This window comes from Aliiroseovarius sp. YM-037 (genome assembly GCF_048060095.1).
Taxonomy (GTDB): Bacteria; Pseudomonadota; Alphaproteobacteria; order Rhodobacterales; family Rhodobacteraceae; genus JBLUOA01.
In genome coordinates this window covers 1,552,988-1,577,612 of the sequence record NZ_JBLUOA010000001.1, presented here as the reverse complement: position 1 = coordinate 1,577,612, position 24,625 = coordinate 1,552,988, and the positions used below count along the sequence as shown (strand labels likewise).

At 60.8% G+C, this 24,625-nt stretch carries 27 protein-coding genes, 1 tRNA gene and 1 pseudogene; 16 read left to right on the top strand and 13 right to left on the bottom strand.

Features of this window, described 5'->3' with window-relative positions:
- Nucleotides 1–7 precede the first annotated feature (7 nt).
- Nucleotides 8–763, top strand: coding sequence for an SDR family NAD(P)-dependent oxidoreductase (locus ACEWPJ_RS07790; protein ID WP_416512204.1), 756 nt, complete (start codon nucleotides 8–10; stop codon nucleotides 761–763).
- A gap of 133 nt (nucleotides 764–896) precedes the next feature.
- Complete coding sequence (locus ACEWPJ_RS07785; RefSeq protein WP_416512203.1) at nucleotides 897–1,421, top strand: GrpB family protein; 525 nt, start codon at nucleotides 897–899, stop codon at nucleotides 1,419–1,421.
- Between the two features lie 58 nt (nucleotides 1,422–1,479).
- On the opposite strand, the gene ACEWPJ_RS07780 is transcribed toward ACEWPJ_RS07785, so the two are convergent.
- The 3 genes from ACEWPJ_RS07780 to ACEWPJ_RS07770 form a co-directional block, all read right to left on the bottom strand.
- Nucleotides 1,480–3,291: an ABC-F family ATP-binding cassette domain-containing protein gene (locus ACEWPJ_RS07780; protein ID WP_416512202.1), complete on the bottom strand. Its 1,812-nt coding sequence runs from the start codon at nucleotides 3,289–3,291 to the stop codon at nucleotides 1,480–1,482.
- Nucleotides 3,292–3,330: 39 nt separating this feature from the next.
- Nucleotides 3,331–4,083 (bottom strand): GNAT family N-acetyltransferase, encoded by a 753-nt coding sequence (locus ACEWPJ_RS07775; protein WP_416512201.1) that lies wholly within the window; start codon nucleotides 4,081–4,083, stop codon nucleotides 3,331–3,333.
- Between the two features lie 104 nt (nucleotides 4,084–4,187).
- Nucleotides 4,188–4,652, bottom strand: coding sequence for an outer membrane protein assembly factor BamE (locus tag ACEWPJ_RS07770; RefSeq protein WP_416512199.1), 465 nt, complete (start codon nucleotides 4,650–4,652; stop codon nucleotides 4,188–4,190).
- An 87-nt stretch (nucleotides 4,653–4,739) separates the two neighbouring features.
- On the opposite strand from ACEWPJ_RS07770, the gene ACEWPJ_RS07765 reads away from it, so the two are divergent.
- From ACEWPJ_RS07765 to ACEWPJ_RS07730, 8 genes are all read left to right on the top strand, one after another.
- Nucleotides 4,740–5,300 carry a YceD family protein gene (locus ACEWPJ_RS07765; protein WP_416512198.1) on the top strand — a complete coding sequence of 187 codons (561 nt, stop codon included), beginning with the start codon at nucleotides 4,740–4,742 and terminating at the stop codon, nucleotides 5,298–5,300.
- A 164-nt stretch (nucleotides 5,301–5,464) separates the two neighbouring features.
- Nucleotides 5,465–5,674, top strand: a complete 210-nt coding sequence (gene rpmF / locus ACEWPJ_RS07760) for a 50S ribosomal protein L32 (protein WP_416512197.1) — start codon at nucleotides 5,465–5,467, stop codon at nucleotides 5,672–5,674.
- A 26-nt stretch (nucleotides 5,675–5,700) separates the two neighbouring features.
- Complete coding sequence (plsX, locus tag ACEWPJ_RS07755) at nucleotides 5,701–6,813, top strand: phosphate acyltransferase PlsX (protein WP_416512196.1); 1,113 nt, start codon at nucleotides 5,701–5,703, stop codon at nucleotides 6,811–6,813.
- Nucleotides 6,810–7,781: a beta-ketoacyl-ACP synthase III gene (locus ACEWPJ_RS07750; RefSeq protein ID WP_416512195.1), complete on the top strand. Its 972-nt coding sequence runs from the start codon at nucleotides 6,810–6,812 to the stop codon at nucleotides 7,779–7,781. Before plsX ends, ACEWPJ_RS07750 begins: the two co-directional genes overlap by 4 nt.
- A gap of 93 nt (nucleotides 7,782–7,874) precedes the next feature.
- The gene (gene ihfA / locus ACEWPJ_RS07745; protein ID WP_416512194.1) at nucleotides 7,875–8,177 is read left to right on the top strand and encodes an integration host factor subunit alpha; all 303 of its coding nucleotides are present in this window, start codon (nucleotides 7,875–7,877) and stop codon (nucleotides 8,175–8,177) included.
- A gap of 14 nt (nucleotides 8,178–8,191) precedes the next feature.
- On the top strand, nucleotides 8,192–8,983 hold the full coding sequence (locus ACEWPJ_RS07740; RefSeq protein ID WP_416512193.1) for a MerR family transcriptional regulator: 792 nt from the start codon (nucleotides 8,192–8,194) through the stop codon (nucleotides 8,981–8,983).
- A gap of 63 nt (nucleotides 8,984–9,046) precedes the next feature.
- Nucleotides 9,047–9,123: transfer RNA gene (locus ACEWPJ_RS07735), tRNA-Pro, on the top strand.
- 58 nt (nucleotides 9,124–9,181) lie between these two features.
- Entirely contained in the window at nucleotides 9,182–10,264 is a 1,083-nt protein-coding gene (locus ACEWPJ_RS07730; RefSeq protein WP_416512192.1) for a 2'-deoxycytidine 5'-triphosphate deaminase, read from the top strand.
- Between the two features lie 7 nt (nucleotides 10,265–10,271).
- Here ACEWPJ_RS07730 and ACEWPJ_RS07725 read toward each other — a convergent pair whose 3' ends face one another.
- The 6 genes from ACEWPJ_RS07725 to argS all read right to left on the bottom strand — a co-directional run bounded on the left by ACEWPJ_RS07725 (nucleotide 10,272) and on the right by argS (nucleotide 15,719).
- Complete coding sequence (locus ACEWPJ_RS07725; protein ID WP_416512191.1) at nucleotides 10,272–10,487, bottom strand: hypothetical protein; 216 nt, start codon at nucleotides 10,485–10,487, stop codon at nucleotides 10,272–10,274.
- A gap of 13 nt (nucleotides 10,488–10,500) precedes the next feature.
- A complete protein-coding gene (gene scpB / locus ACEWPJ_RS07720) occupies nucleotides 10,501–11,160 on the bottom strand; it encodes an SMC-Scp complex subunit ScpB (protein ID WP_416512190.1) in 660 nt (219 codons plus the stop codon).
- Complete coding sequence (locus ACEWPJ_RS07715; protein WP_416512189.1) at nucleotides 11,153–11,971, bottom strand: segregation and condensation protein A; 819 nt, start codon at nucleotides 11,969–11,971, stop codon at nucleotides 11,153–11,155. The genes scpB and ACEWPJ_RS07715 overlap by 8 nt, the downstream gene beginning before the upstream one ends.
- Nucleotides 11,964–12,971 (bottom strand): glycoside hydrolase family 3 N-terminal domain-containing protein, encoded by a 1,008-nt coding sequence (locus ACEWPJ_RS07710; protein WP_416512188.1) that lies wholly within the window; start codon nucleotides 12,969–12,971, stop codon nucleotides 11,964–11,966. Before ACEWPJ_RS07710 ends, ACEWPJ_RS07715 begins: the two co-directional genes overlap by 8 nt.
- 2 nt (nucleotides 12,972–12,973) lie before the next feature.
- Entirely contained in the window at nucleotides 12,974–13,897 is a 924-nt protein-coding gene (locus ACEWPJ_RS07705; RefSeq protein ID WP_416512187.1) for an SPOR domain-containing protein, read from the bottom strand.
- A 76-nt stretch (nucleotides 13,898–13,973) separates the two neighbouring features.
- Nucleotides 13,974–15,719 carry an arginine--tRNA ligase gene (gene argS / locus ACEWPJ_RS07700; protein ID WP_416512186.1) on the bottom strand — a complete coding sequence of 582 codons (1,746 nt, stop codon included), beginning with the start codon at nucleotides 15,717–15,719 and terminating at the stop codon, nucleotides 13,974–13,976.
- A 588-nt stretch (nucleotides 15,720–16,307) separates the two neighbouring features.
- Between argS and ACEWPJ_RS07695 the strand changes: the two genes are divergently transcribed.
- Nucleotides 16,308–16,556 (top strand): hypothetical protein, encoded by a 249-nt coding sequence (locus ACEWPJ_RS07695; RefSeq protein WP_416512185.1) that lies wholly within the window; start codon nucleotides 16,308–16,310, stop codon nucleotides 16,554–16,556.
- Nucleotides 16,557–16,599: 43 nt separating this feature from the next.
- On the opposite strand, the pseudogene ACEWPJ_RS07690 reads toward ACEWPJ_RS07695, so the two are convergent.
- Nucleotides 16,600–17,742: pseudogene (locus ACEWPJ_RS07690) on the bottom strand (deoxyguanosinetriphosphate triphosphohydrolase); the annotation flags it as partial.
- An 80-nt stretch (nucleotides 17,743–17,822) separates the two neighbouring features.
- Here ACEWPJ_RS07690 and ACEWPJ_RS07685 point away from each other — a divergent pair.
- Nucleotides 17,823–18,149: a HesB/IscA family protein gene (locus ACEWPJ_RS07685; protein WP_416513022.1), complete on the top strand. Its 327-nt coding sequence runs from the start codon at nucleotides 17,823–17,825 to the stop codon at nucleotides 18,147–18,149.
- Here the strand turns inward: ACEWPJ_RS07685 and ACEWPJ_RS07680 are convergent, their stop codons facing one another.
- Nucleotides 18,150–19,052 carry a Hint domain-containing protein gene (locus ACEWPJ_RS07680; RefSeq protein WP_416512184.1) on the bottom strand — a complete coding sequence of 301 codons (903 nt, stop codon included), beginning with the start codon at nucleotides 19,050–19,052 and terminating at the stop codon, nucleotides 18,150–18,152.
- A 253-nt stretch (nucleotides 19,053–19,305) separates the two neighbouring features.
- Between ACEWPJ_RS07680 and xth the strand changes: the two genes are divergently transcribed.
- Entirely contained in the window at nucleotides 19,306–20,085 is a 780-nt protein-coding gene (gene xth / locus ACEWPJ_RS07675; protein ID WP_416512182.1) for an exodeoxyribonuclease III, read from the top strand.
- 6 nt (nucleotides 20,086–20,091) lie between these two features.
- Here the strand turns inward: xth and ACEWPJ_RS07670 are convergent, their stop codons facing one another.
- The gene (locus ACEWPJ_RS07670; RefSeq protein WP_416512181.1) at nucleotides 20,092–21,270 is read right to left on the bottom strand and encodes an FAD-dependent monooxygenase; all 1,179 of its coding nucleotides are present in this window, start codon (nucleotides 21,268–21,270) and stop codon (nucleotides 20,092–20,094) included.
- An 84-nt stretch (nucleotides 21,271–21,354) separates the two neighbouring features.
- Nucleotides 21,355–21,777, bottom strand: a complete 423-nt coding sequence (gene dksA / locus ACEWPJ_RS07665) for an RNA polymerase-binding protein DksA (protein WP_416512179.1) — start codon at nucleotides 21,775–21,777, stop codon at nucleotides 21,355–21,357.
- A gap of 187 nt (nucleotides 21,778–21,964) precedes the next feature.
- Between dksA and ACEWPJ_RS07660 the strand changes: the two genes are divergently transcribed.
- The 3 genes from ACEWPJ_RS07660 to ACEWPJ_RS07650 are packed head-to-tail and all read left to right on the top strand — an operon-like array spanning nucleotide 21,965 to nucleotide 24,623.
- Nucleotides 21,965–22,804 (top strand): AAA family ATPase, encoded by an 840-nt coding sequence (locus ACEWPJ_RS07660; RefSeq protein ID WP_416512177.1) that lies wholly within the window; start codon nucleotides 21,965–21,967, stop codon nucleotides 22,802–22,804.
- Nucleotides 22,801–23,250 carry a GNAT family N-acetyltransferase gene (locus ACEWPJ_RS07655; protein WP_416512176.1) on the top strand — a complete coding sequence of 150 codons (450 nt, stop codon included), beginning with the start codon at nucleotides 22,801–22,803 and terminating at the stop codon, nucleotides 23,248–23,250. Before ACEWPJ_RS07660 ends, ACEWPJ_RS07655 begins: the two co-directional genes overlap by 4 nt.
- Nucleotides 23,250–24,623 (top strand): DUF2927 domain-containing protein, encoded by a 1,374-nt coding sequence (locus ACEWPJ_RS07650; protein ID WP_416512174.1) that lies wholly within the window; start codon nucleotides 23,250–23,252, stop codon nucleotides 24,621–24,623. Before ACEWPJ_RS07655 ends, ACEWPJ_RS07650 begins: the two co-directional genes overlap by 1 nt.
- Nucleotides 24,624–24,625 lie beyond the last annotated feature (2 nt).

The following is a 24,625-nucleotide window of genomic DNA, read 5'->3' as shown; positions in this document are numbered from 1 at the left end:
GAGCGTCATGCAAATATCATCGACCAAAGCCATCATTACCGGCGGCGCATCGGGCCTTGGCGAAGCGACCGCGCGTGTCTTTCGCGAGGCGGGCGCGGCGGTCACGCTGTTTGATCGGGATGCGGATCGCGGACCGCAGGTCGCGGAGGAAATCGGTGCGCGGTTCGCCAATGTCGACGTGACGGACGAAAGTTCGGTCGCGGCGGGGGTGGCAGACGCGGTCAAGGCGATGGGCGGCATCAGCGCCTGCATCAACTGTGCAGGCATCGCGACGGGCGAAAAGACCGTTGGCAAACACGGCCCCCATGCGCTCGGCAGCTTTCGCAAGACGATCGACATCAACCTTGTCGGCAGTTTCAACGTGCTGCGCCTTGCGGCGGCTGAGATGGCGAAGAACACCCCGAACGAGGACGGAGAGCGTGGCGTGATCGTCAACACAGCCTCAATCGCCGCGTTTGACGGGCAGAAGGGCCAAGCGGCTTATGCGGCGTCAAAAGCGGCGCTGGCCGGGCTGTCCCTGCCCGTGGCGCGCGACCTTGCCTCAACCGGTATCCGCATCATGGCCATCGCGCCGGGGATATTCCTGACGCCGATGCTGGAAGGCTTGGGCGAAGAGATCATCGAGTCGCTGTCCGCTGACGTGACCTTCCCCAAGCGGCTGGGCAAACCGTCGGAATACGGAAAGCTCGCGCAGTTTATCGTGGAGAACCCGTATTTGAATGGTGAGACAATTCGGCTTGATGGTGCGCTGCGGATGCAGTGAGGGGTGGTTTTGCCGGACGCTCTGGATAGCTTGAGCGTGCGGCGTGAGGCGGCTGTGGAAGGGATGGGCTGAAAGGCCGCTATCTGGACAAGTTGTCGTTGCCAATCGTGAGCAGCCCGCCCAATATTTGTCCATGGTTGCTTTCGTCGTTCCTCATGATCCGCGTTGGAAAATGGCTTTCGAAGATGAAGCCAAGGCAATCAAACATGCTTTCGGGAACAGTTCAGTGCAAGTCCATCACATCGGCAGCACTGCGGTCCCCGGCATCCTGGCTAAGCCCATAATTGACCTTCTTGGCGTGGTCTCCACGCTCGATGATGCGGATGCCAATGCTCGCGGTCTCGAAGGATTGGGGTATGAGGTTATGGGCGCCTACGGCATTGAAGGCAGGCGGTATTTCAGGAAGATCGACAGCTACGGGACTCGGACACACCACTTCCACGTGTTTGAAGAAGGTTCACCGCATGTCGAGCGCCACCTCGCATTCAGAGACTACCTGATTGCGCATCCGAAGGTAGCCAAGGAGTACTCCTCGTTGAAGGAACATCTAACACGAGGCGATGCTCCCACTTGGGATGCGTATATCGATGGAAAGGACCCGTTCGTCAGCCGTGTCGAACCGCAGGCTGTCGATTGGTTTCGAAAACTGACGCGGTAGGTTTGGGCTCTCACCGGGCCTTTACCCAAACATCATCTTCGCCGAATTTCAAACCCCCTCACCCTTCCGCCTTCTCGGCCAGCGTCAACCATTCCTCCTCGGCCTCGGCGAGCGCCTGTTGGCGTTCGGCCAGCGCCTCTGTCCCCTTCTTGAACTTCGCGGGCTGTTCGGTGAACAGGTCCGGCGCGGAGAGGAAGGATTCGAGCTTGGCGATCTCGGCCTCAAGCCGTTCGATCACCTTGGGCAGCGCTTCCAGCCGATGTTGTTCGGTGAAGGACAGGCCGGGTTTCTGTTCCTGCTGCTTGGGTTGGGGTGACGATTTCGCCTTTGCGGGTTTCGCAGCGGGTGTCGGTGGGGCCTCCGCGCCCCGCTGGGCCTGATAGTCGGACCAACCGCCTGCGTAGATCGTCGCGCGACCGTCGCCTTCCATCGCGATGGTTGTCGTTGCGACGCGGTCGATAAAGTCGCGGTCGTGGCTGACCAGAAGCACCGTGCCGTCGTAGTCTCCCAGCACATCTTGCAGCAGGTCGAGTGTTTCGACGTCGAGGTCGTTCGTCGGCTCATCGAGCACCAACAGGTTCGACGGTTTCGCCATGAGTTTCGCGAGCAGCAAGCGGGCTTTTTCACCGCCCGAAAGGGACCGAACCGGCGCGCGGGCCTGCGCGTCGTCAAACAGGTATTCCTTGAGGTAACCGACGACGTGTTTCGGCGTGCCGCGCACCATGATCTGATCGGCCTTGCCGGAGACTCGCATGTCGGGATCACCGGTCAGGCTGTCCCAAAGCGACATGTCGGGGTCGAGGCCCACGCGGTTCTGGTCGAACACGGCGAGTTCGAGGTTGGTGCCAAGTGTCACCTGCCCCGCGTCGGGTTCGATCTGTCCGATCAGCATTTTCAACAGCGTTGTCTTGCCTGCGCCATTCGGCCCGACAAACGCAACCCGGTCGCCGCGCTGCACCTTGAGGGTAAAATCGGTCACGATGGGCTTGCCGTCGAAACGCTTGGCGATCCCCTCGGCCTCGATCACCTTCTTGCCGGATTTTGGCCCAGCGTCCAGCGCCATGGCTGCCGCGCCCTGCCGGGTGATCTGTGCGGCGCGGTCGGCTTTCATCGCCTGAAGGGCGCGCAGGCGACCCTGGTTGCGCTTGCGGCGGGCGCTGATACCTTCGACGGCCCACCGTGCCTCGGCCTTGATCTTGCGGTTCAGCTTGTGGCGGGCGTCGTCTTCGTCGGCCCAGATCTTGTCGCGCCATTCACCGAATCCGGCGAAACCGCTTTCGCGACGACGGACGATTCCCCTGTCGATCCAGAGGGTTGCGCGGGTGAGTTCATTTAGGAACGCCCGGTCGTGGCTTATAAGGACAAAGGCGGTCTGCGTGTCTTTCAACTGCGCCTCAAGCCAGCGGATCGCGTTGATATCAAGGTGGTTGGTCGGCTCATCCAGCAGCATGACGTCGGGCGCTTCGGCCAGCAGCTTGGCAAGCGCCGCGCGGCGGCGTTCCCCGCCGGAGGCGGTGGCGACGGAGGTGTCGGGGTTGAACTGCAATCCATCCGCGACCATCGGGACGCGGTATTCCTCGCCCGCGTCAAGCGTGCTGGCGGCGAAGTCTCCGAGGGTTTCGAACCCCGACATATCCGGGTGCTGTTCCATATACCCGACACTGGTGCCCGGCGCGATGACGCGGCTTCCGCCGTCAGGTTCGACAAGGCCGGCCATCACCTTCATCAGCGTCGATTTGCCCGATCCATTGCGCCCGACCAGCGCAACGCGGTCACCCGGTTTCACGACAAGATCGAGGTCGGCAAAAACCGGATCGCCCCCGAAGGTCAGGGAGATGTCGGAAAGCTGAAGAAGCGGTGCGCGTGCCATGCTTGCGGGCTATCGCCCAGATGGGGCGGCGTCAATGACCTAACCGGCGACGCCGCGCAGCAGACGCTTGCGGGCCTTGGGGATCGCGCGAACTTCAAGTCCGGTAAAGACGTGGAGCGTGTTCATCTCGCGGTCGACAACCGCATGGTCGCTGACCCACCCGCCCATGACAAGGTAGCTGCGCAGCAAGGGTGGCATCCCCAGAATGGCGCGCTTCGCGTCGGGTTTGCGGCGCAGGCGGTCGGCAAAGCGAAACACGTTCGGCGCCTTGACCCGTGGCAGCCAGCGTTTCGGGGCGAGGTGGCGTTGTTTCAGCAGAGCGAAGGCATCCATATAGGCCGCCGCTTCGGTGCCTTTGAAGGAAGAGCAACCGAACAACATCTCGACCCCCTCTTCATCCACAAAGCGGGTCATCGCGCCCCACGCGACGCGCAGGATGTCAGGGTCGGTATAGTCGGGGTCGACGCAAAAGCGGCCCATTTCAACCATCGGCCCGTCGAAGGATTGCAGTGCGGATAGTTCATAATATTGCGCCGAATAGCTTTGCCCGATCTCGCTGCCATGCTTGAGCGGCAGAAGGCGAAAGCAGCAGACCAGCCGCCCGGTGCGGAGTTCTTCCACCAGAATATGTTTGCAAATCGGATCGAACGCGTCGGCGTCAACGGTGCCGGATGGCCCGACCGCCCCGGTTTCGGCGAGGAAGCAGCGATGGCGCAACCCTTGGGCCGCCTGAACGTCAGTCGCGGACTCTGCCATGCGTGCGGCGTAGCGGCCTTTTTTAAGCGCAAGCATCACGGCCTCCCCTCATGCTCCACCCGGTCGATCGGATAGCATATGTGCGTGACAGAGTGTGCCCGCAAGGTGTGACAGTGATTTGACAGGCCGATGACAGCGCGTCAGTTATCGTCCCCAAGGAACTGATCGGCGGTGAAGTTGCCAAGGTTGCCAAGCAGTTGCCGGATGAACGACACGCCGCGAATGTTGCTGTCCGTCACGCGACGGGACAGAACGATCACGCGGCCGTCTTCAAGGCCGAAGCGTTCGATATTCTCAACAACGCCGGACTGGTTGAACCGGATCGCAAGCACTTCGCGGTCAAGTTCTTTCGGTTTGCGATAGGCAAAGTGGCGCCAGCGGCTTTGGACGTAATACCAATCGGCCCCCTGCAGCAGACCGGACGCGGTCGGGCGGCCAATGGTTTCCCCCACGGTTTCCTGCGTATCAACGCCGACGATGACGTTTTCGAGGTCGGCGTCGGTCGGCACATAGCCATGATTGCGATAGGTCGCGGCACAAGCGCCCAAGGACAGCAGGACAAGCCCCACCACCATGCTTTTCAGCCAGATTCCGGATTTCACCATGTCGGAGCCTCTTGCCACGCCTGTCTTTGCCTCTTATCCGGCTTACAGAAGGAACGCCGCCTGTTCAAGAAAGGAAGCGTGGTTCAGATGAGCGACAGCAAAAAAAGCCAACCATTTCAGCAACTATTGCGTGTGTCGGACCTGCCGACGCGCAAACCGACCCGGTTTGAGGTGACTCCGGAGGCGGAGGTGCGGCAGGCGATTGCGGAGTATCTGGGGCTGCTGGACCTGAAAAAACTGCGGTTTGAGGGCACGCTGACCGCCCGGGGGCCGGAAGACTGGGTTCTGAACGCAAATCTGGGCGCGACGGTGGTGCAGCCGTGCGTAGTCACGCTTGAGCCTGTGGTGACGCGGATCGATGAGGCGGTTGAGCGCAGCTATGTCCGCGATCTGCCGGAATTGGACCCGGCGGAGGAGGCCGAGATTCCCGAGGATGTCGATGTCGAACTGCTGAAGGCCGACATTGATCTGGGTGCCGCGATGATCGAGGCGCTGGCGCTCGCCCTGCCCGCCTACCCGAAAGCCCCCGGCGCGGAGCTTGGCGAGGTGGTTCATGCCGCGCCCGGTGTGACGCCGATCAAAGACGAAGATTTGCGCCCCTTTGCCGGTCTTGCAGGCTTGCGTGACAAACTGAAAAAAGACGATTAAGACAGGCAAAGAAAAGGGTTGCGTCGCTTGGGAATCGCAGTATGTTCCCGGCCTTGTTTACACGCAGGGTTAGACGGCTGTGCACGTTCGGTGCCTTTGCTGTAAAATTCTGTAATAACCGGGGCTTAGAACGACGAATGCCCCCCGAATACCGAGGTTGAGACATGGCTGTCCCTCAGAATAAGATTACGAAGTCCCGCCGTAACATGCGCCGTGCGCATGACGCGCTGGTCGCTGGCAACCCGGCAGAGTGCCCGAATTGCGGCGAGTTGAAGCGTCCGCACCACGTTTGTGGCGCCTGCGGGCACTACGACGACCGCGAAGTCGTCGCGCTGGCGGATGAGGTCGATCTGGACGACGAAGACGCAGCATAAGCTGCGTTTTCGCTTCGCGACCAGGCATGACGACGGATAGTTCCACTCAGACGGCCTCGGGCGCGGGAAAGCGCACCATTATATCTATCGACGCCATGGGCGGAGATCGTGGCCCGGCGGCAGTTGTCGCCGGCCTTGCCTTGTCTGCGGGTATTAATTCGGACATCGGGTTTATCGTGCATGGCGACGCGGCAAAGCTGAACGCGTTGATCGCAAAGCGCCGCGGTCTTGCCGACGTGTGCGAGGTCCGCCACGCCGACGACGTCGTCACGATGGACGCGAAACCCAGCAATGTCGTGCGTTCAGGTAAAGGCACGTCGATGTGGTCCGCGATTGAGGCCGTCCGCAACGGAGAGGCGACCGTCGCCGTATCTTGCGGCAATACCGGCGCGCTGATGGCGCTGTCGATGATCCGCCTGCGGAAACTGCCCGGCGTGAACCGCCCCGCGATTGCGTGCCTTTGGCCATCCCGTAACGCGGGTGGGTTCAACGTGATGCTGGATGTCGGCGCGGATATCAAAGCGGATGAACAAGACCTTCTGCAATACGCGCTTATGGGCGCGTCTTACGCGCGCAACGGCATGGGGATCGATCCGCCGCGGATCGGCCTGTTGAATGTCGGCACCGAAGAGCACAAGGGCCGGGCTGAGCTGAAGCTGGCCCATGATTTGATCGAAGAAGCCTCGGGCCCCGCGAATTTTGAATTCGTCGGGTTTGTTGAGGGTGGCGATATCCCCTCCTCCCGCGTGGATGTGATCGTGACCGATGGTTTCACCGGAAATGTCGCGCTGAAGACCGGCGAAGGCACGGCCACGCTGATCCGGGAATTGCTGCGCAAGGCTTTTGGTTATTCGCCGCTGTCCCGCCTTGGGGCGCTGTTCGCGGTCACGTCGCTGAGGCGTCTGACCAAACGGATCGACCCGCGGCGGCAAAACGGCGGTGTGTTCCTTGGGCTGAACGGAACGGTTGTGAAATCTCACGGCTCTGCCGATGCGACGGGAATTTCGGCGGCGATCAAGCTTGCCTTTACGTTAGCGCAGTCAGGATTCTCCGAACGGCTCGCGGCGCGGGTTGCATCTGCCGCGGCTGCAAGTCAGGATGCCGGCAACTCAGAAGAATCCGACAGGTTGGATGAATGACACAACGCGCCGTTGTCAGGGGCGTCGGGCACTATCTGCCCGAACGGGTCGTCCCGAACGCTGAATTTGAAAGAACCATCGAAACCAGTGATGAGTGGATTCGCAGCCGCTCTGGTATCGAACGCCGCCATTTCGCGGCCGAGGGAGAGACGACCTCTGACCTTGCTGCTCGCGCGGCGAAGGCCGCGCTAGCAGACGCAGGGCTGAGTGCCGACGACATCGACGCGATTGTTTTGGCAACATCCACCGCCGATCTGACTTTCCCGTCCGCCGCGACGATGGTGCAAGCCGCCCTTGGCATGACGCGGGGCTTTGCGTTTGACGTTCAGGCGGTCTGCGCCGGGTTTGTTTACGCCCTGTCGAACGCCAATGCGCTGATCCTGTCGGGGCAAGCCAAACGGGTGCTGGTGATCGGCGCGGAAACCTTCAGCCGGATCATGGATTGGGAAGACCGCACGACCAGCGTGCTGTTCGGGGACGGCGCAGGCGCGCTGGTGCTTGAGGCCACCGAAGGATCGGGCGACAGCAACGACCGGGGTATCCTTTCAACCGATCTGCATTCCGATGGACGGTTCCGCGATATTCTCTACGTCGATGGCGGCACCTCGACCGGAAGCACTGGTTATCTGCGGATGCAGGGGAAAGAAGTCTTCCGTCATGCCGTTGAAAAACTCGCAGAAACCGCGCATACCGCGCTCGACAAAATCGGGCTGACGGGCGACGATGTCGATTGGATCGTGCCGCATCAGGCGAATATTCGGATCATCCAAGGCACTGCAAAGCGTATGAGCGTCCCGATGGAGCGTGTCGTCGTCACCGTTCAGGATCATGGCAACACTTCTGCCGCATCGATTCCCCTCGCCCTGTCCGTCGGCAAAGCGCGCGGTCAGATAAAAGAGGGCGATTTGCTGGTCACAGAGGCGATCGGCGGCGGATTGGCGTGGGGATCGGTCGTAATCCGCTGGTAATCGGCCAATTAACGGCGTGCGCCAAGCCGTTGATATTGACTCGGAAAATTTCAACGCTCTATTGTGTCTCCAATCATAAAAGGGACGCCGGCAATGAGTGACAAGACCTTAACGCGTATGGATCTGAGCGAAGCGGTGTTTCGTGAAGTTGGACTTTCCCGCAACGACTCCGCCAATCTGGTGGAAAGCGTGCTTCAGCACATATCTGATGCGCTGGTCAGCGGCGAAAGCGTAAAAATCTCATCCTTCGGGACATTTAGCGTGCGCGATAAGGCGGCACGGATCGGGCGCAACCCGAAAACCGGGGAAGAGGTTCCGATTCATCCCCGTCGTGTCATGACGTTCAGACCGTCCCACCTGATGAAAGATCGGGTCGCTGCCGGGAATAGCCGGTAATTGGGGCGATAGGCATGGACAAATCGCCCGATGCCTTCCGAACGATCCGCGAAGTTTCAGAGTGGCTCGATACGCCAGCGCATGTGCTGCGCTTTTGGGAAAGCAAGTTCAGTCAGGTAAAACCGGTGAAGCGCGCCGGGGGACGGCGGTATTACCGCCCCAACGATATGCTGCTGCTTGGCGGCATCAAGAAGCTGCTGCATCAGGATGGGATGACGATCAAAGGCGTGCAAAAACTGCTGCATTCCGAAGGGGTTAAGGTCGTTTCCGCGTTCTCCCAGCCGCTTGATACGGATGAAAGCGACGTGATCGAGGGGACTGCGCACCGGATTGAGGAGCGCCCGGAGCCCGCACCCGTCGTGGAAACCCGGCCAGAGCCGGAGCCAGAACCTGTGGAAGAGGCTGAGGTCGGTCTTGAGGAACCCGAATTCGATCTGACCGAAGCGCTGCGGGCGAATGCCATTGAAACGCCGCAACAGGAACCGGTCGAGATGCCGAACGATCTTGCGGTCGATGAGGAAGAGGCGGAGCAGGCTGAACCATCTGACCCCGCGCCAACCTTCATGCACCGACGGCCAGAGCCGGAGGAGCCGTCGCAAGCCGCGAAGACCCCTGCCCCGATTACCCCCGTCGATGTTCCCGACGATCCGGCGGACGACGCGGATATTAAGGTCGAAGACCCCGTTTCCGCCCTTTTGCTGCGGGCAACGGCGGAGCATCTGCACTCCAAGAAAGACGCAATCGCGCCGCTTTACGAACGGTTGAAAACCCTTCAATCCCGGCTTGGCGACGCAAAGCAGGATTGACCCCACGGGTATGTGTATTCCGTCTTGCCCCTGCGGCGAAAACCAGTATGAAGGGGTCCAGTTCGGGCTATGGCGCAGCCTGGTAGCGCGTCCGTCTGGGGGACGGAAGGTCGCAGGTTCGAGTCCTGCTAGCCCGACCAACAAACACAGCCGCCCACGCCCCTTGGCGTTGGGCGGTTTGTTTTGAGAGGTGGAAAGATGAACGGCATCGGCGTCCTTCCCAGCCAAGCCTTGCAGCAAATGATCGCGGATGGCGCGCTGTCCGGCACGCCTGCGATTGTTGATGACCAGATACAACCTGCGTCGCTCGATCTTCGTTTGGGAACAAAGGCTTACCGGGTGCGCGCGTCGTTCCTTGCCGGGGCCGGAAACACCGTCACCGACCGAATTTCCGAATTTGAGATGCACCAGATCGACCTCGCCGGCGGTGCGGTTCTGGAAAAGGGCTGCGTCTATGTCGTGCCGTTGATGGAGAGTCTGTCGCTGCCCGAAGGCGTGCAGGCGGTTGCCAACGCGAAATCCTCAACCGGTCGCCTCGATCTTCTGACCCGTACGATTGTCGATGGCGGGGAGGAGTTCGACCGGATTCCCCCCGGCTATTCCGGCCCGCTTTATGCAGAGATTTGCCCCCGCTCCTTCTCCGTGCTGGTGCGCCCCGGTATGCGGCTGAACCAGATCAGGTTCCGCGCAGGGCAAGCCGTGCTGACGGATGCGGAGCTGTCCAGCCGCCACGCCGAAGAAGCGCTGGTCGATGGTGAGGCGGTGATCGACGATGGCCTTGGGTTTTCCGTCGACCTGCGGCCCGCGAAGGGCGATCTGGTCGGATACCGCGCGAAACCGCATACCGGCGTGATTGATCTGGAAAAGATCGGCCACTACGACCCCGCCGAATATTGGGAGGAAGTGCGCACGACGGAGGGGCGCATCATCCTCGACCCCGGTGCGTTCTACATTCTGGTCAGTCAGGAGGCCGTGACGATCCCGCCTGATTGCGCCGCCGAAATGGCGCCCTACCTTGCGATGGTTGGCGAATTCCGGGTGCATTATGCGGGGTTCTTCGATCCGGGCTTTGGTCATCACTCCGCCGGAGGGGCCGGATCGCGCGGTGTGCTTGAGGTGCGCTGCCACGAGGCGCCGTTTGTGCTGGAACATGGGCAGGTTGTCGGACGGCTGGTTTATGAACGCATGTCCGCCGTGCCGGAGCAGCTATATGGCGCTGATCTGAAGTCGAATTATCAGGGTCAGGGTCTAAAATTATCCAAGCATTTCAAAGCAGTGTAGACGATTTCTAAAATCGACCGATGCGCTTGGTCGCCCGCTGCGCCTGCCGCGCGCGCTTTGCCATCTCTTTCGCGTCTTGTGCTTGCTTGCGGTCTGCATCAGTCATCTCCGCATCGCTCTTGCCGCGCTTGGATGCCATATCGATGCCCTTGTTAATGCCGAGATTGACCAATCGGCGGGTGATCTGGCGGATGACCATATTGATAAGCCGGTTCGCGTTCATGATGCTATCCCGTTCATTCGTCCTCGAATAGTTCGCTTTGGCCGCGAACGACCTCGTCATCCTCATCCGCGTCGCTCTCCGGCCCACCTGGCAATAGCCCCGGCGGTGGACGGCTCTCCAGCAACCCGGCGGCGCGGAGCTCTTTCACACCCGGAAGGTCGCGCGCATTTTCCAGCCCGAAGTGGTCGAGGAACCCCTGCGTCACGACATATGTAACCGGTCTGCCCGGCGTCATGCGGCGACGGCCGAAGCGAATCCACTCCATCTCAAGCAACTGGTCGATCGTGCCACGGCTGACGGAGACGCCGCGAATTTCCTCAATCTCCGCCCGGGTCGCAGGCTGATGGTAAGCGATGATGGCAAGGGTTTCGACGGCGGCGCGGGACAGCTTGCGCGTTTCGACCGTTTCCTTCTGCATCAGGAACCCAAGATCGCCCGCCGTGCGCATCGCCCAAGCGTCGCCGACGCGCATCACCTGAACGCCGCGTCCGTCATAGCGTTTGCGCAGATGCACCAACGCTTCGGCGGCGTCGCAGCCATGCGGCATCCGGTCTTCCAGATCCTTGACTGTCACCGGGTCGGCGCTGGCGAACAACACGGCTTCGACCATGCGTTCTTGTTCGGCCATCGGCGGGGCTTCGAACAAGCTGTCATTGGGGTGCTTTTCAGCCATCTCTGGCGGCTTTCCTTCGGATCTGGATGGGGGCAAAGATTTCGCCCTGTCTGATATCAATCTTGCCTTCCTTGGCAAGTTCCAGCGTCGCGGCGAATGTCGATGCGGTCGCGCTGCGCCGCTTCGCGGGATCGGTTTCCCAGCCTTCGGGCAGATAGCTGCCAAGTTCGGTCCAGTCTCCGGCAAAGCCAATCAGGCCCCGCATGCGCTCAAGCGCCTGTTCCATCGTGAACACCGCTTCGCGATCCATCGTGAAGGGGCGGAAATCGTCGCGGGTGCGGATGCGGGCATAGGCCTGCATCAGATCAAGAAGCGTTGCGGTGTAGGAGGTTTTCCTGACTCGCATCACGTCTTCGGGCACGCCGCGCGCAAAGAAATCGCGGCCTAGCTGATCCCTTGCCATCAGCTGCGCCGCGGCATCCCGCATCGCCTGCAAGCGTTCCAGTTGGAAGGCGAGGTGCGCGGCAAGCTCTTCGCCGGACGGACCCTCTTCGCTGGGGTCCGGGGGCAGCAGCAGGCGCGATTTAAGAAAGGCGAGCCATGCGGCCATCACTAGATAATCGGCGGCGAGTTCGATCCTGAGCGATTTTGCCCGGTCGATAAACGCCAGGTATTGCCGCGCGAGTTCAAGAACCGAGATCGTGCGCAGATCGACCTTCTGCGTGCGCGAAAGCATCAGCAGCACGTCAAGCGGCCCTTCAAAGCCGTCAACGTCGACGATCAGGGCTTCGGCGGCAAGACGCGCCTCGACCCGCGATTTTTCATCGCCGCCGGCATCTTCGAACCTGTCGTCGACCACTTGTTCAACCATCCAAACGCACCCCAAGAAGCGCGTTAAGTTCCGCTGTCGCCTCGTCGATGTCAATGGGCGCAGGCGGTTTGCGGTGTTGAAGCGCAGCGTCGGCGCGGCTTTGCGCAATCTCGGTCATTTCCCCGGCGGTTTCCGCAACGCTGCGCATCTCGGCAAGGTCGCCGTTGCAGTGCAGGATGACGTCGATCCCTGCGTCGAGCGCGGCCCGGCTGCGCTGTGCAACCGTCCCCGACAGGGCGTTCATCGAAAGATCGTCCGTCATCAGCAATCCGCCAAAGCCGATATCATCGCGGATGCGGTGGATCATTGCGGGCGAGGTCGTCGCGGGTCCGGTTTCGCCGAAGGTTTCAAAGACGATATGCGCGCTCATCCCCATGGGCAGGTCGGCGAGCGCTCGGAAGGGTGCGAAATCGCGCTGTTCCAGATCATCGGCGGGGGCCGTGACATGTGGCAGGTCGTGATGGCTGTCGCTTGTTGCCTGACCATGGCCGGGCATGTGCTTGATGACCGGCAGCACGCCGCTGTCGAGATGGGCAGCGGCGACGGCCTTCGCCACCTTCGTCACCGTCGCCGCATCATCGCCGTAGCAGCGGTTGTGCAGCACGGGGTGAGTATCAGCATGGGCCACGTCGGCGCAGGGGGCGCAATTCACGTCGATGCCGACGGCAAGCAGCTCCGCCGCGATCAGGCGATAGCGCAGATACATGCTGCGGGTGGCGTTGGCAGGATTCGCGGCAACCTGGTCAAGCGGCGGCAGCCACTCCGTCCAGTGCGGCCCGCGCATCCGGGCGACGCGCCCGCCTTCCTGGTCGATCAGGATCGGGGCGTTCCGGCCAACCGCGTCACGCAGATCACCGGTCAGCCTGCGCAACTGGTCGGGCGTATCGACGTTGCGGGCGAACAGGATGAAGCCCCAAGGATCGCTCTGCTTGAAAAACGCGCGTTCCTCGGGGCCAAGCGCGGTATCCGCGCAACCGAAGATCGCGGCGCCCTGCCCCATGCTTAGCGGACTTCGACGGGGATGCAGGCGGCGTCCTTCACCAGCAGGACCGAGCAGAACCGGCGCGCATCGCTCAGGTCGTCAAAGCCCATGGCGCGAAGCCGATAGAAGGTGCGCCCACCGCTTGTCGCTTCCTGCACGACGCGGGATTTCCCCTCGAAATAGTCACCGAACCCACCGACAAGCCGCGCCCATTCTTCTCGGGCCATGTCAGGGGTGTCGAACGCGCCAAGCTGGACCAACCTTGTGCCGGCCGGGATCGACGATGCGTCGACCTCCTGCGTTTCGCCGGCCGGTGCGCTGACGGTTTCAGCCGCGGCGGCGGCACGGGCGACAAAGTCGCCTTCCGGGCGCGGCTTGGGCCGCGGGGATTTCGATACGCCGGGAACGGACGCCGCGATGATCTCGACGGTGTCGCCTTCTTCAGCGGCGGCGTCCTGCGCGAGTTCGGTCGTCACACTTGCCGCGACCTGGTTGGCGAGTGCATCGACATCCGTAACCTCCGACGGGCTGACCTGCGCGGATGCGAGAACCGCCGTCTCCTCGTCGGGCTGTTCCTCGACCGTGACGGAGGCGGGTCGCGTCGCCTGGATGGGTTGGTCCGCAGCGATCAGGTCGATCGGCGCCGGGGCCAGGATCAGGGTGTCTGCCGTCGGTTCCGCCTGTCCGTCGGACTGCACGTTGTTGACTGCAAGCCCCTGGTAGGAGGCCTGACGCCCGCCGGGGTTTTCCGGCTGAATGCGCATCGGCCCTTCAAGCGCCCGCACGACCGGCACGCCGGTCACGTCCCGGACGGCCAGCTTGTAGCCCCAGACGGCCAGTCCGGCCAGAAGACTGATGGAAATCAGTGCGCCAACCCAGTTCAAAAGGGACAGCCGCTGGCCACCCTCATCTTCTTCGATGTGATCAAATTCAACGTCCGCCATACCTGCCTCACTGCCCTATCCATTCGCGGATCGGTCGTTCTTGCCTGCCTCATCGACGGTCGCGCAGCGCTTGTTGTCAGCGCATTTCTTCGACCGGCGTTACGCCAAGAATACCAAGACCTGCAGAAATAACAACGGCAACGGCCCGGATCAGCGCGATTTTTGCCTGCGACGTGGCGGGATCGTCTTCCTGAAGCGCCCGGAGACCGGACTCCGACTTTCCAAGATGGTAAAGCCCGTGGAATTCCGATGCGAGGTCATAAAGGAAAAACGCGATCCGGTGCGGTTCATGCGTCCGTGCGGCGATTTCAACCTGACGGGGCCATTCGGCCAGTTTTTTGGCAAGGGCCAGCTCTGCCTCATGGTCCAGCTTCGAAAGGTCCGCGGCGGCCAGCGTGGCGTCCGATACGTCGATCCCGGCCTCCGCCGCCTTACGCAGGACAGAGCAGACGCGGGCATGGGCGTATTGAACGTAAAAGACCGGGTTGTCCTTCGATTGATCAAGCACCTTGTCGAAATCGAAATCCAGCGGCGCGTCGTTCTTCCGGGTCAGCATGACGAACCGGGTCACGTCAGGGCCGACCAGATCGACAACGTCGCGCAGGGTTACGAAGGTGCCTGCCCGCTTGCTCATCTTGAAGGGCTGACCGTCTTTCCACAGTTTGACAAGCTGCGTCAGCTTCACATCAAGCGGCACCTGACCGGCGGACAGCGCCGAAACCGCCGCCTTCATCCGCTTCACATAACCGCCGTGGTCGGCGCCAAAGACGTCGATCAACTCATCAAACCCCCGCGTCACCTTGTCGTAGTGATACGCGATGTCGGGCGCGAAATAGGTCCACGCGCCGTCGGATTTCTTGACGGGGCGGTCGACATCGTCCCCATGTTCCGTCGACTTGAACAGAGTCTGTTCGCGCGGTTCCCAATCGTCGGGCTTCTTGCCCTTCGGCGGTTCCAGCACGCCTTCGTAGATCAAGCCCTTTTCGGTCAGCGCGGCAAGGGCCGCTTCGATCTTACCCGTGCCGTAAAGCGATTTTTCGGAATAAAACACATCCATCTCAACCCCGAGCGAGGCAAGGTCAGCGCGGATCAGTTTCAGCATCGCTTCGGTCGCGAATTCGCGCACCTCAGACAGCCAGAACTGTTCGCCCTTGTCGATATAGGCGTCGCCAACTTTGTCTTTCAGCGCCTCACCCACCGCGATCAGGTAATCGCCGGGATAGGTGCCATCCTCAAACGCGACGTCCTGCCCGTGGGCTTCGAGATACCGAAGATAGACCGACCGGGCGAGCACATCGACCTGTGCGCCGCCGTCGTTGATGTAGTACTCGCGTGTGACATCGTAGCCTGCGTAATCAAGCAAGCTCGCCAGCGCGTCACCAAAGACCGCGCCACGTGTATGCCCGACATGAAGCGGTCCCGTCGGGTTGGCCGAGACATACTCAACATTCACCTTCCGCCCCTGCCCGAGGTCCGAGCGACCGAACGCATCCCCATCGACCAGCGACGCCTTGACGATCCCCTGCCAGACAGAGGGTGACAGCCGCAGGTTCAGAAAGCCGGGGCCAGCGACCTCGGCGGTCTCAACCCGGCCATCCTCTGCCAGACGCACCGACAGCGTATCCGCGATGCCGCGGGGCTTCATACCCGCCGGTTTCGCCAACACCATCGCGGCGTTCGTCGCCATGTCGCCATGCGCCGGATCGCGCGGCGGCTCAACCGCGACGTTATCAAAGCTCAAGCCCTCGGGCAGCGTGCCGTCCGCAACCATTGCGTTCAGATTATCGACCACGACAGCGCGGATTTCGGAAAACAGGTTCATCTTGTTGGCCTCGTTGGGGTTCGAGGCGGTTTAACACGAGGCACGGAGAGGTCAACGGGGCTTCGCTAATCGGTCGCTATCGCAGCATAACGATTCGCGTCGGACCGCTGTTGTTCCCCGCGTAGCACAGACGCATTCCGGGTAGTGCCGGAACTCGACGCAACCCCAACATGTGCCAATCTTACATACGGGGGAAAACTCAGGACAAAACCCGCCGATTGTGCGGGAAATGGCCGACTTTTCCGACCAGCGTTTGACTTAAAAATCGGCGCGGACCTAACGTCAGGTAAATACAAAGCATCATCAAGGTCGGGGGGCTGTCTAACTAAAGAGTATGAAGATTTAATCGCTGTGTGACGCGTGCAATTTCAGATTGCTCGCTGAGCCCAGCAAAGTGTTTCACCCCGACTATTTCTGAAGACTGGCCAGCCTATTCGTGGCCCCAAAAATCGCCTGCTAGTTGCAGTGGCGAGCCAAGTGGTGTGTGCGTATTGCCCAATAAAACAAGGCCAAAAAGACAGGTTCACCCTGCGTAATCCCAGCCATAGGTTGGGCGATACGGACTATTAGTACCGAAGGAATCCTATAATGAAGTTACCTAGTAAATTTGTAACCGCCCTCGTGTTTTCAACCCTTATTTCGGCACCTGTTTCAGCGGGTAATCTTGTGTCACCGGTCATGGAAGAAGAAGTTATCGCGCGCGAGACCGCAGCGGTCGCATCGTCGTCCGGCGGCATCATCATTCCGTTGATCCTGATCGTCCTGCTGGCCGCCGCCGCAAGCTCTGGCGGGGGTGGTGCGCCCGCTGCGCCCGTAAAGATCTTTCCGGTTCCCTAGACGGGCGTTCCGCTCCTCTCCCGTCCGACCGCCTGATGGACGCTCACTCCATCAGGCGCGCGTGTTCCTGTAATGCAAAGCGGTCGGTCATCCCGGCAATGTAATCCGCAACGATCCGCGCCAGCGCGGTTTCGTCTGCGGCCTCGGCCACATCCTTGCGCCATTGCTTTGGCAACAGGTCGGTTTGCGCCATGAACAGCGGGAACAGATCTTTGACGGCAGCGGTAACGACTTTGCGCATCTCGACAACCTCGGGTGCGCGATACATCCGGTGGAACAGGAATTCGCGGATCACCTTCAGGTCCGCGAAAACCGGGTCGGAAAACCGCACCATCGGTTGTCCGGCGGCACGAACATCGCTGACCGATTGCGGCCCAAGATCGGCAAGGTTTTCGCGGCTGACGTTGATCACATCCTCAACCAACACACCGAAAAACCGGCGGAGCGCTTCGTGTCGGCGGCGATAGTAATTCAACCCTTGGTATTTGCGATCAACTCTTGCAAAACAATCCTTTAACAGCGGAAGTTCAGCCAGCTCATCGGTCGAAAAAAGCTCTGCCCGAAGGCCGTCATGCAGATCGTGGTTGTTGTAGGCCACGTCATCGGCAAGGGCCGCAACCTGCGCCTCGGCGCTCGCGTAGGTGTGAAGCTCAAGATCATGGCGTGCGTTGTAGTCCGCCAAGGCGTAGGGCAGATCGCCCGTCACCGGGCCGTTGTGCTTGGCTATGCCTTCCAGCGTTTCCCATGTCAGGTTCAGGCCGTCCCATTCGGCATAGTGCCTTTCCAGCGAGGTCACGATGCGGATCGCCTGCGCGTTGTGGTCAAAGCCGCCATAGGGCGCCATCAGCTCTTGCAGCGCGTCTTCGCCAGTGTGGCCAAAGGGCGGATGGCCAAGGTCATGGGCCAGCGCGACAGCTTCAGTCAGCTCTGCATTCAGATTCAGCGCCCCTGCGATTGTCCGCGCGACCTGCGCCACCTCAATCGAATGGGTCAGGCGGGTGCGGTAATAATCGCCCTCATGCTCAACAAACACCTGGGTTTTGTGTTTGAGCCTGCGGAAAGCCGAAGAATGAATGATCCGGTCCCGATCACGCTGAAAGCATGAGCGGAACGCGCTTTCTTCCTCTGCATACAGCCGTCCCCGGGCCGATGCAGGATCAGAAGCATAGGGTGCGCGCATCTGACTGCCTGTTGTCGCCTGTTGTTGGCGTCCTTATATTACGCCTGACACTGGATTGAAACGCATGAGGCGCGAAAGATATGGAGCTGACCCTCCCCCCCAAAGTGACGGACCGCGCGTTTGAGCGTCTGGCAGAGATCAACGACGGCAGCGACAGCGCCAAAGCGCTGCGCGTCGCGGTCGAAGGCGGCGGCTGTTCCGGGTTTCAGTATGACATCAAACTTGACGAACCCGCCGACGATGACCTGATCCTTGAAGGAAAAGGGCAGAAAGTCGTGGTGGACAGCGTATCGCTGCCGTTTCTTGAAAATGCAGTGATTGATTTTTCCGAAGAACTGATCGGCGCACGGTTTGTCGTCGAAAACCCAAACGCGAGCAGTTCTTGCGGCTGCGGCACCAGCTTTTCGATGTAGTCAGCCAAGCAGCATCGCGGCCTCGAACCCTCGTGCGATGGGGCGTGCAGATTCGTCATGCCAGCCGTGTTCGATGATCTCGGGGAAAAGCTCTCGCAATTCCGTCACCAGCGCGCCCTCGTCATCGTTTTTCGCCGGTCCGATCAGAAAGCTCTCGGTGGGCGACCCTTCAGCAAAAACAACCTCATGCCGGTCGAACATGAAGTGACAGTAGGTGACGCTTTCACATGGGGCGCGGTTGATTTTGTCGCTGTTGCACAGGCGATTGGCGGGGCATAGAACCTCATCCTCTCCCATGAACAACTGTGCACGCCAACCTTCCAGCATCATCCGATGTTGTGGGGAGACGTAAAGATCGCGTTCATTCCCAAGCGCCCCGGCCGCGATGCGAACCGGCGCAAAGCGGCCAAGACCGCCGACCGTCCGCCTACCGACCCAGCGGATCGTCTGCGGGCCGTGATCCATCGTTTCAACCAGATCGCCGACTTTGAGGTCTTCGACCGCACAGGTACCGCCGGGAACGGTTATCAAGGTGCCCTCGACAAAGCAGGGCGGGCCGAGGTTCGCGACCGGAAATTGGGTGCTCGTGTTTACAAATGTCGTTGCTGTCGCCGTTCCGGGCGTCAGGACAGAACCGTCACTTGGCGTGAAATAGCGACTGCCATCGGCGGTATAGAACGTAACGCCCGTAATCGTTGTTCCGTCAATCGTAACCGTATCGTTAACCCACACCCGCGTGACATTGCTGCCGTTCACCTGATCGGTGCCGTTCGCTTCGATCAACCCGTCATCGTCAAAATCGAGAATAGTGATCCCAATCACCGTTACGGCAGCGGGCAAACCCGGCGGTGCGCCGGGGTCAAAATTGCCGCCAAGGGCTTGGTCATTGTAGGTCGTGGGCATTTGTTCTGACTGCTCTCGTAAAATCGCTATTCGGGCTTCGGCTTGGTCGCCGATTAACCGCTTGCTGTAATTTTCGGGGTGATTTGGGGCGGAATTAAGGGCAAGATTTGCGCGAGGCGCGTCAGAAAACCGCAAAACCTATCCATTTAGATAGGTGTTTTACAGATCGCGTGAAAAAATTTCGCGGTCCAAAGCGGCTGGGGTTGTATGCCCTTGGATCAAAACGCAGTTTGGGACCAGCGGAGGCGAATCGATGAAAATAGCGACGTTCAACATCAACGGTATCAAGGCGCGGGTCGGTGCGCTTGGCGATTGGTTGGACGAAGCGAAACCCGACGTCGCGCTATTGCAGGAAATCAAATCGGTTGATGAGAATTTCCCCCGCGAAATGTTCGAAGATCGGGGCTACAACGTCGAGACCCACGGGCAGAAAGGGTTCAACGGAGTCGCCATCCTGTCAAAGCTGCCGCTGGAGGACATAACCCGTGGGTTACCCGGCGACGATTCCGACGAACAGGCCCGCTGGATCGAAGCGACCGTCGTTGGCGACCGTGCGGTTCGTGTGTGCGGTTTGTATCTGCCCAATGGCAACCCGGCGCCGGGGCCGAAATACGACTACAAACTCGCCTGGATGGCACGGCTTGAGGCGCGGGCGAAGGCGCTGTTGGCAGAGGAAATGCCGGCGCTCATGGCAGGCGATTACAACATTATCCCGCAACCCGAAGACGCCAAACAGCCAGAGGCGTGGGCCGATGACGCATTGTTCCGACCGGAAAGCCGCGCGGCGTGGCGGCGGATCGTCAATCTGGGCTTTACCGAAGCGTTCCGCGCCCGAAACCAGCAGCCGGAGCAATTCAGTTTCTGGGATTATCAGGCGGGCGCGTGGAACAAGAATGACGGCATCCGCATCGACCATTTCTTGATGACACCGCAATGCGCCGATCTGCTGCTGGACTGCCAAATCGACGCCGACATTCGCGGGCGGGAAAAACCGTCGGACCACGTGCCGGTTTGGGTCGACCTCGCCGCCTGACGCGGGTCAGGCTTTGGTCACGTCGTAGCTGTAAAGCCAATCGAACTTCTTCAACGCAAGGCCCGGCGCGAAGCGTTCGGTCGCGCGCAGCAAACCATGCGCGAAGGCGCGATATGGCGGAAAGCTGATGTGGTAGTTCTGCGCATTCTTGCTGGCCGCGGCGACCACACGCTCCGCCCGTCTGTGGCGACGGTGCTGATAGCGGGTGAGACCGGATTCCACATCCTCCGCATTGGCGAGCGAATCCGCCAGAACCCACGCATCCTCCATCGCCATGACCGCGCCCTGGGCCAGAAACGGCAGCGTCGGATGCACCGCATCACCCAGCAAAGCAACGCGGCCCCTATGCCAGCGTTCGGCAACCGGGTGGCGAAACAGGCCCCACAGGTGCACCTCCTCGACCCGGTTCAGAAGCGCTGTCGCATCAGGGCAGAACCCGGCAAAAGCCGCGCGCATATTCTGTGGATCATCCTTGTGCCACCAGCCTTCGTCGGTCCATTCGGTCCGTTCCTCGACCGCGACGATGTTCATCTGCGTTCCGCCGCGTAGTGGATAGGTTACCATATGCCGCTTCGGCCCCATGAAAACCGTCGCAACTTCAGGCTCATCCCCGCGGGCGGGAACAATGGCGCGCCATGCGACGTGCCGGGTAAAATAGGGTGTGCGGGGTTCGTTCAGAACGCCACGCGTGATCGACCGGACACCATCCGCGCCGATCAGGATATCCGCGTTGCCCTTCGCGCCCTGCGCCGTCTGCCAGACCGCACCGCCATCATCCGTTAGATCGATCTTGGTGATCTGGTGCAGCAGCCGCAGCGTGACGCCCGCATCATGTGCCGCGATGTGTAGCATCGCGATCAGATCCGCGCGGTGAACAAAGTAATACGGCCCCGCGCCTTCCATCGCCATTAGGTCGAGGCCAAAGACCCCCTGCCCGTCCCGACCGTTAAGAAGCGCAACCGCTTCGGCGCGCACGCCTATCTCCGCCAGTTTTTCACCAAGTCCAAGCGCTTTCAGAACCGCGACCCCGTTCGGGCTGACCTGAAGCCCCGCGCCGACCTCTTTGATCTTTTCCGCCTGGTCCAGCACCGTAACCCGTGCGCCCCGTTGGGCGAGTGCGATGGCCGCCGTCAGCCCGCCGATCCCTGCGCCCAGAACGGTGATTTTTCTGCCGTCGATGCTCATCTTCTGCCTTTCCGGCCTATCAGAAAAATAAAGGGCGCCCCGGCATTTGCCACGGCGCCCCCCAAACCTTGCAATTCATCACGATCAATCGTCGCGGTGGACTTTCTCGCGCCGCTCGTGACGCTCCTGCGCCTCAAGGCTCATCGTGGCAATCGGGCGTGCGTCCAGCCGCTTGAGAGAGATCGGTTCCCCCGTCTCTTCACAATAGCCGTATTCGCCTTCTTCGATGCGCCGCAGGGCCGCGTCGATCTTGGCGACCAGCTTGCGCTGACGATCCCGCGTCCTGAGCTCCAAGGCGCGATCTGTTTCCTCTGACGCGCGATCCGCGACATCGGGTATATTACGCGTGCTGTCCTGAAGGCCCTCAAGGGTATCCTTGGTGCCGACCATCAGTTCATTTTTCCACGTATTCAACTTGCGACGAAAATATTCCAGCTGGCGATCGTTCATGAACGGTTCGTCTTCAGCCGGGCTGTAGTCGTCTGGCAGGAAAACTTCAGCTTTCATACCTGCTCCCTTCAACTTGCCGGAGGCTATCTCTGAATGTGATTTTGACATCCGGCACCCTCTTCTCTCGGCAGTGCTCTAATCCAATCCAAACTGTTTGTCACTACCGGATTGCAATGAGTTGAAGCAAAGTTTCCATGTGGTAGTGTTACGTGAAATTTTTCCAACTAGGCCCCGAAAACAAAAGATGAAATTCACTGGCACCGACTCTTACGTCGCAACAGAAGACCTATCGATTGCGGTAAATGCCGCCGTTACACTTGAACGCCCCCTGCTTGTCAAAGGCGAACCGGGCACAGGTAAAACCGAACTTGCGCGGCAAGTCGCCGACAGCCTGAAGATGCCGATGATCGAATGGCACATCAAATCGACGACCAAGGCGCAGCAGGGTTTGTATGAATATGACGCCGTCAGCCGCCTGCGCGACAGCCAGCTTGGCGATCCGAAAGTTCAGGATGTGTCGAACTACATCAAGAAGGGCAAGCTGTGGCAGGCGTTTCAGGCGGACGAACGTGTGGTTCTGCTGATCGATGAGGTCGATAAGGCCGATATCGAGTTTCCGAACGACCTTCTGCAGGAACTCGACCGGATGGAGTTCCATGTCTACGAAACCGGCGAAACCATCCGCGCGAAGCATCGCCCTGTCGTCATCATCACCTCGAACAACGAAAAGGAACTGCCCGACGCGTTTCTGCGGCGCTGTTTCTTCCATTACATCCGCTTCCCCGACATGGAAACGATGAAGCAGATCGTCGATGTCCACTATCCGGGGCTGAAGGAGTCGCTGCTGGCGGCGGCCTTGACGCAGTTCTATGAAATCCGCGAGCAGGCCGGGTTGAAAAAGAAACCGTCGACGTCTGAGGTGCTCGACTGGCTGAAACTGCTGTTGGCCGAGGATTTGACCGCCGAGGATCTGAAACGCGACGGTGCGTCGGCGCTTCCGAAACTCCACGGCGCGCTTTTGAAGAACGAACAGGATGTGCATTTGTTTGAGCGTTTGGCCTTCATCGCACGGGGCGAGAGATGACGGTCGCCATCCGCCCCCTCAGACAGTCGGATGAGGCTGAGTGGCGGGCGCTGTGGACCGCGTATCTGGAGTTTTACGAGTCGTCCGTTGAGGAAGAGGTGTATCAAACCACCTTCCAACGGCTACTCGGGTCGGACCCGCATGATTTTTCGGGATTCGTCGCTGAAAATGACGGGCGGCTTGTCGGACTGACGCATTACGTCTTTCATCGGCATGGCTGGAAGGTTAACAACGTCTGCTACCTTCAGGACCTTTACGCGACGCCCGAAATGCGGGGCAAAGGCGTTGGGCGGAAGTTGATTGAGGCTGTGTATGACGCCGCAGACCGGGCCGGTGCGCCGGACGTTTATTGGATGACGCAGGACTTCAACGCCGAAGCACGCGTGCTTTACGACCGGATCGGCACGCTGACGCCGTTCATCAAATACCAGCGGGTGACGGCATGATGCGGCGCGTCGCCCTTCTGATCCCGCTTGTGGTGCTGGTGGCCTGCGCTCCCGGCCGAGCGCCGGAGCGGACAAGTCGCGCCCCTGCCGCGACACAACCCCTCCCACCGATGAAGTTGTTTGCGCCGCGCCGCGCCGCCCCGACGAACCGAACGAACGCTGAGATTGCGCGGGATTTCCTCGACCTTAGCTTTCAGATGGAAAGCGGCAGACCGCTCGACCGGATGAGCCGCTTTGAAGGCGCGATCACCTTGCGCGTTATTGGCCGCGCGCCGCCCAGCATGGGGCCGGACCTTGGGCGCTTGCTGTCGCGGTTGCGGAATGAGGCGGGTATCGAGATCGCGCAGGTCAGCGGCGATGAACCCGCCAACATAACGATTGAGGCGATGCCGCAGGCGCAGCTGCAACGGCTCGTCCCCAAGGCCGCCTGTTTCGTCGTGCCGCGCGTATCAAGCTGGTCCGACTTCCGCCGAAACCGTCGCGGGCGCACGACGGATTGGACGACGCTGACGACCCGCGAACAGGTCGCCGTGTTCGTTCCGAACGACGTCAGCCCGCAAGAGGTGCGCGACTGCCTGCACGAAGAGCTTGCCCAAGCGCTCGGGCCGCTGAATGACCTCTATCGACTGCCCGACAGCGTATTCAACGACGATAACTTCCATACCGTTCTGACCGGGTTCGACATGCTGATGCTGCGCGCTTACTACGCCCCGGAGATGCGCAGCGGTATGACGCGGGCGCAGGCCGCTGCCGTTCTGCCCGGCGTCCTTGCCCGCCTTAACCCGCGCGGGCTGCGCCAGCCGCGCCGGGCGTTTGCCTCGACACCGCGTGCATGGATCAATGCCATCGAAACATCGCTCGGCCCCCGAACCGGGAACACCCGACGACGTAACGCCGCACGCGAAGCCGTCGACATCGCCCGCGCCCGTGGGTGGGAAGATAACCGACTGGCCTTCGCGTTGTTTTCGTTTGCCCGACTGACCGCGAACCAGAACCCAGAAGCATCGCTCGCCGCGTTTGCCGAGGCGAACGCGATCTATGCGGCAAGCCCCGACACGCAGCTTCACGCCGCCCATGTCGCAACGCACCTTGCGGTGTTTGCGCTTTCCGCCGGGCGCTTGGATACCGCGCTTGCCCTGATCGACCGGTCCGTGCCTGCGGTGGAGCGGGCAGAGAACGCCGCGTTGCTTTCCACCCTTCTAATGATCCGCGCTGAAACGCTGGAACAAATGGGCCGCCGAACCGAAGCGCAAGCGACCCGGCTCGACAGTCTGGGCTGGGCGCGATATGGCTTCGGCGCGGACGATACGGTGCGCGCGCGTTTGCGCGAAATTGCGGCACTCGCCCCTCGTCCGCCGCGGTTCGGAGGCTAGTA

What these genes read in the sequence shown, in the direction of transcription:
- scpB (WP_416512190.1), bottom strand. Translation starts at nt 11,160, where the DNA reads ATGGCTGAAAAGCACCCCAATGACAGCTTGTTCGAAGCCCCGCCGATG.
- ACEWPJ_RS07730 (WP_416512192.1), top strand. Translation starts at nt 9,182, where the DNA reads ATGAACGGCATCGGCGTCCTTCCCAGCCAAGCCTTGCAGCAAATGATC.
- ACEWPJ_RS07725 (WP_416512191.1), bottom strand. Translation starts at nt 10,487, where the DNA reads ATGAACGCGAACCGGCTTATCAATATGGTCATCCGCCAGATCACCCGC.
- argS (WP_416512186.1), bottom strand. Translation starts at nt 15,719, where the DNA reads ATGAACCTGTTTTCCGAAATCCGCGCTGTCGTGGTCGATAATCTGAAC.
- ACEWPJ_RS07765 (WP_416512198.1), top strand. Translation starts at nt 4,740, where the DNA reads ATGAGCGACAGCAAAAAAAGCCAACCATTTCAGCAACTATTGCGTGTG.
- ACEWPJ_RS07770 (WP_416512199.1), bottom strand. Translation starts at nt 4,652, where the DNA reads ATGGTGAAATCCGGAATCTGGCTGAAAAGCATGGTGGTGGGGCTTGTC.
- ACEWPJ_RS07790 (WP_416512204.1), top strand. Translation starts at nt 8, where the DNA reads ATGCAAATATCATCGACCAAAGCCATCATTACCGGCGGCGCATCGGGC.
- ACEWPJ_RS07775 (WP_416512201.1), bottom strand. Translation starts at nt 4,083, where the DNA reads ATGCTTGCGCTTAAAAAAGGCCGCTACGCCGCACGCATGGCAGAGTCC.
- dksA (WP_416512179.1), bottom strand. Translation starts at nt 21,777, where the DNA reads ATGAAAGCTGAAGTTTTCCTGCCAGACGACTACAGCCCGGCTGAAGAC.
- ACEWPJ_RS07705 (WP_416512187.1), bottom strand. Translation starts at nt 13,897, where the DNA reads ATGGCGGACGTTGAATTTGATCACATCGAAGAAGATGAGGGTGGCCAG.
- ACEWPJ_RS07670 (WP_416512181.1), bottom strand. Translation starts at nt 21,270, where the DNA reads ATGAGCATCGACGGCAGAAAAATCACCGTTCTGGGCGCAGGGATCGGC.
- ACEWPJ_RS07710 (WP_416512188.1), bottom strand. Translation starts at nt 12,971, where the DNA reads ATGGGGCAGGGCGCCGCGATCTTCGGTTGCGCGGATACCGCGCTTGGC.
- ihfA (WP_416512194.1), top strand. Translation starts at nt 7,875, where the DNA reads ATGAGTGACAAGACCTTAACGCGTATGGATCTGAGCGAAGCGGTGTTT.
- ACEWPJ_RS07785 (WP_416512203.1), top strand. Translation starts at nt 897, where the DNA reads ATGGTTGCTTTCGTCGTTCCTCATGATCCGCGTTGGAAAATGGCTTTC.
- ACEWPJ_RS07750 (WP_416512195.1), top strand. Translation starts at nt 6,810, where the DNA reads ATGACACAACGCGCCGTTGTCAGGGGCGTCGGGCACTATCTGCCCGAA.
- ACEWPJ_RS07660 (WP_416512177.1), top strand. Translation starts at nt 21,965, where the DNA reads ATGAAATTCACTGGCACCGACTCTTACGTCGCAACAGAAGACCTATCG.
- ACEWPJ_RS07680 (WP_416512184.1), bottom strand. Translation starts at nt 19,052, where the DNA reads ATGCCCACGACCTACAATGACCAAGCCCTTGGCGGCAATTTTGACCCC.
- rpmF (WP_416512197.1), top strand. Translation starts at nt 5,465, where the DNA reads ATGGCTGTCCCTCAGAATAAGATTACGAAGTCCCGCCGTAACATGCGC.
- ACEWPJ_RS07695 (WP_416512185.1), top strand. Translation starts at nt 16,308, where the DNA reads ATGAAGTTACCTAGTAAATTTGTAACCGCCCTCGTGTTTTCAACCCTT.
- plsX (WP_416512196.1), top strand. Translation starts at nt 5,701, where the DNA reads ATGACGACGGATAGTTCCACTCAGACGGCCTCGGGCGCGGGAAAGCGC.
- ACEWPJ_RS07655 (WP_416512176.1), top strand. Translation starts at nt 22,801, where the DNA reads ATGACGGTCGCCATCCGCCCCCTCAGACAGTCGGATGAGGCTGAGTGG.
- ACEWPJ_RS07650 (WP_416512174.1), top strand. Translation starts at nt 23,250, where the DNA reads ATGCGGCGCGTCGCCCTTCTGATCCCGCTTGTGGTGCTGGTGGCCTGC.
- ACEWPJ_RS07740 (WP_416512193.1), top strand. Translation starts at nt 8,192, where the DNA reads ATGGACAAATCGCCCGATGCCTTCCGAACGATCCGCGAAGTTTCAGAG.
- ACEWPJ_RS07715 (WP_416512189.1), bottom strand. Translation starts at nt 11,971, where the DNA reads ATGGTTGAACAAGTGGTCGACGACAGGTTCGAAGATGCCGGCGGCGAT.
- xth (WP_416512182.1), top strand. Translation starts at nt 19,306, where the DNA reads ATGAAAATAGCGACGTTCAACATCAACGGTATCAAGGCGCGGGTCGGT.
- ACEWPJ_RS07780 (WP_416512202.1), bottom strand. Translation starts at nt 3,291, where the DNA reads ATGGCACGCGCACCGCTTCTTCAGCTTTCCGACATCTCCCTGACCTTC.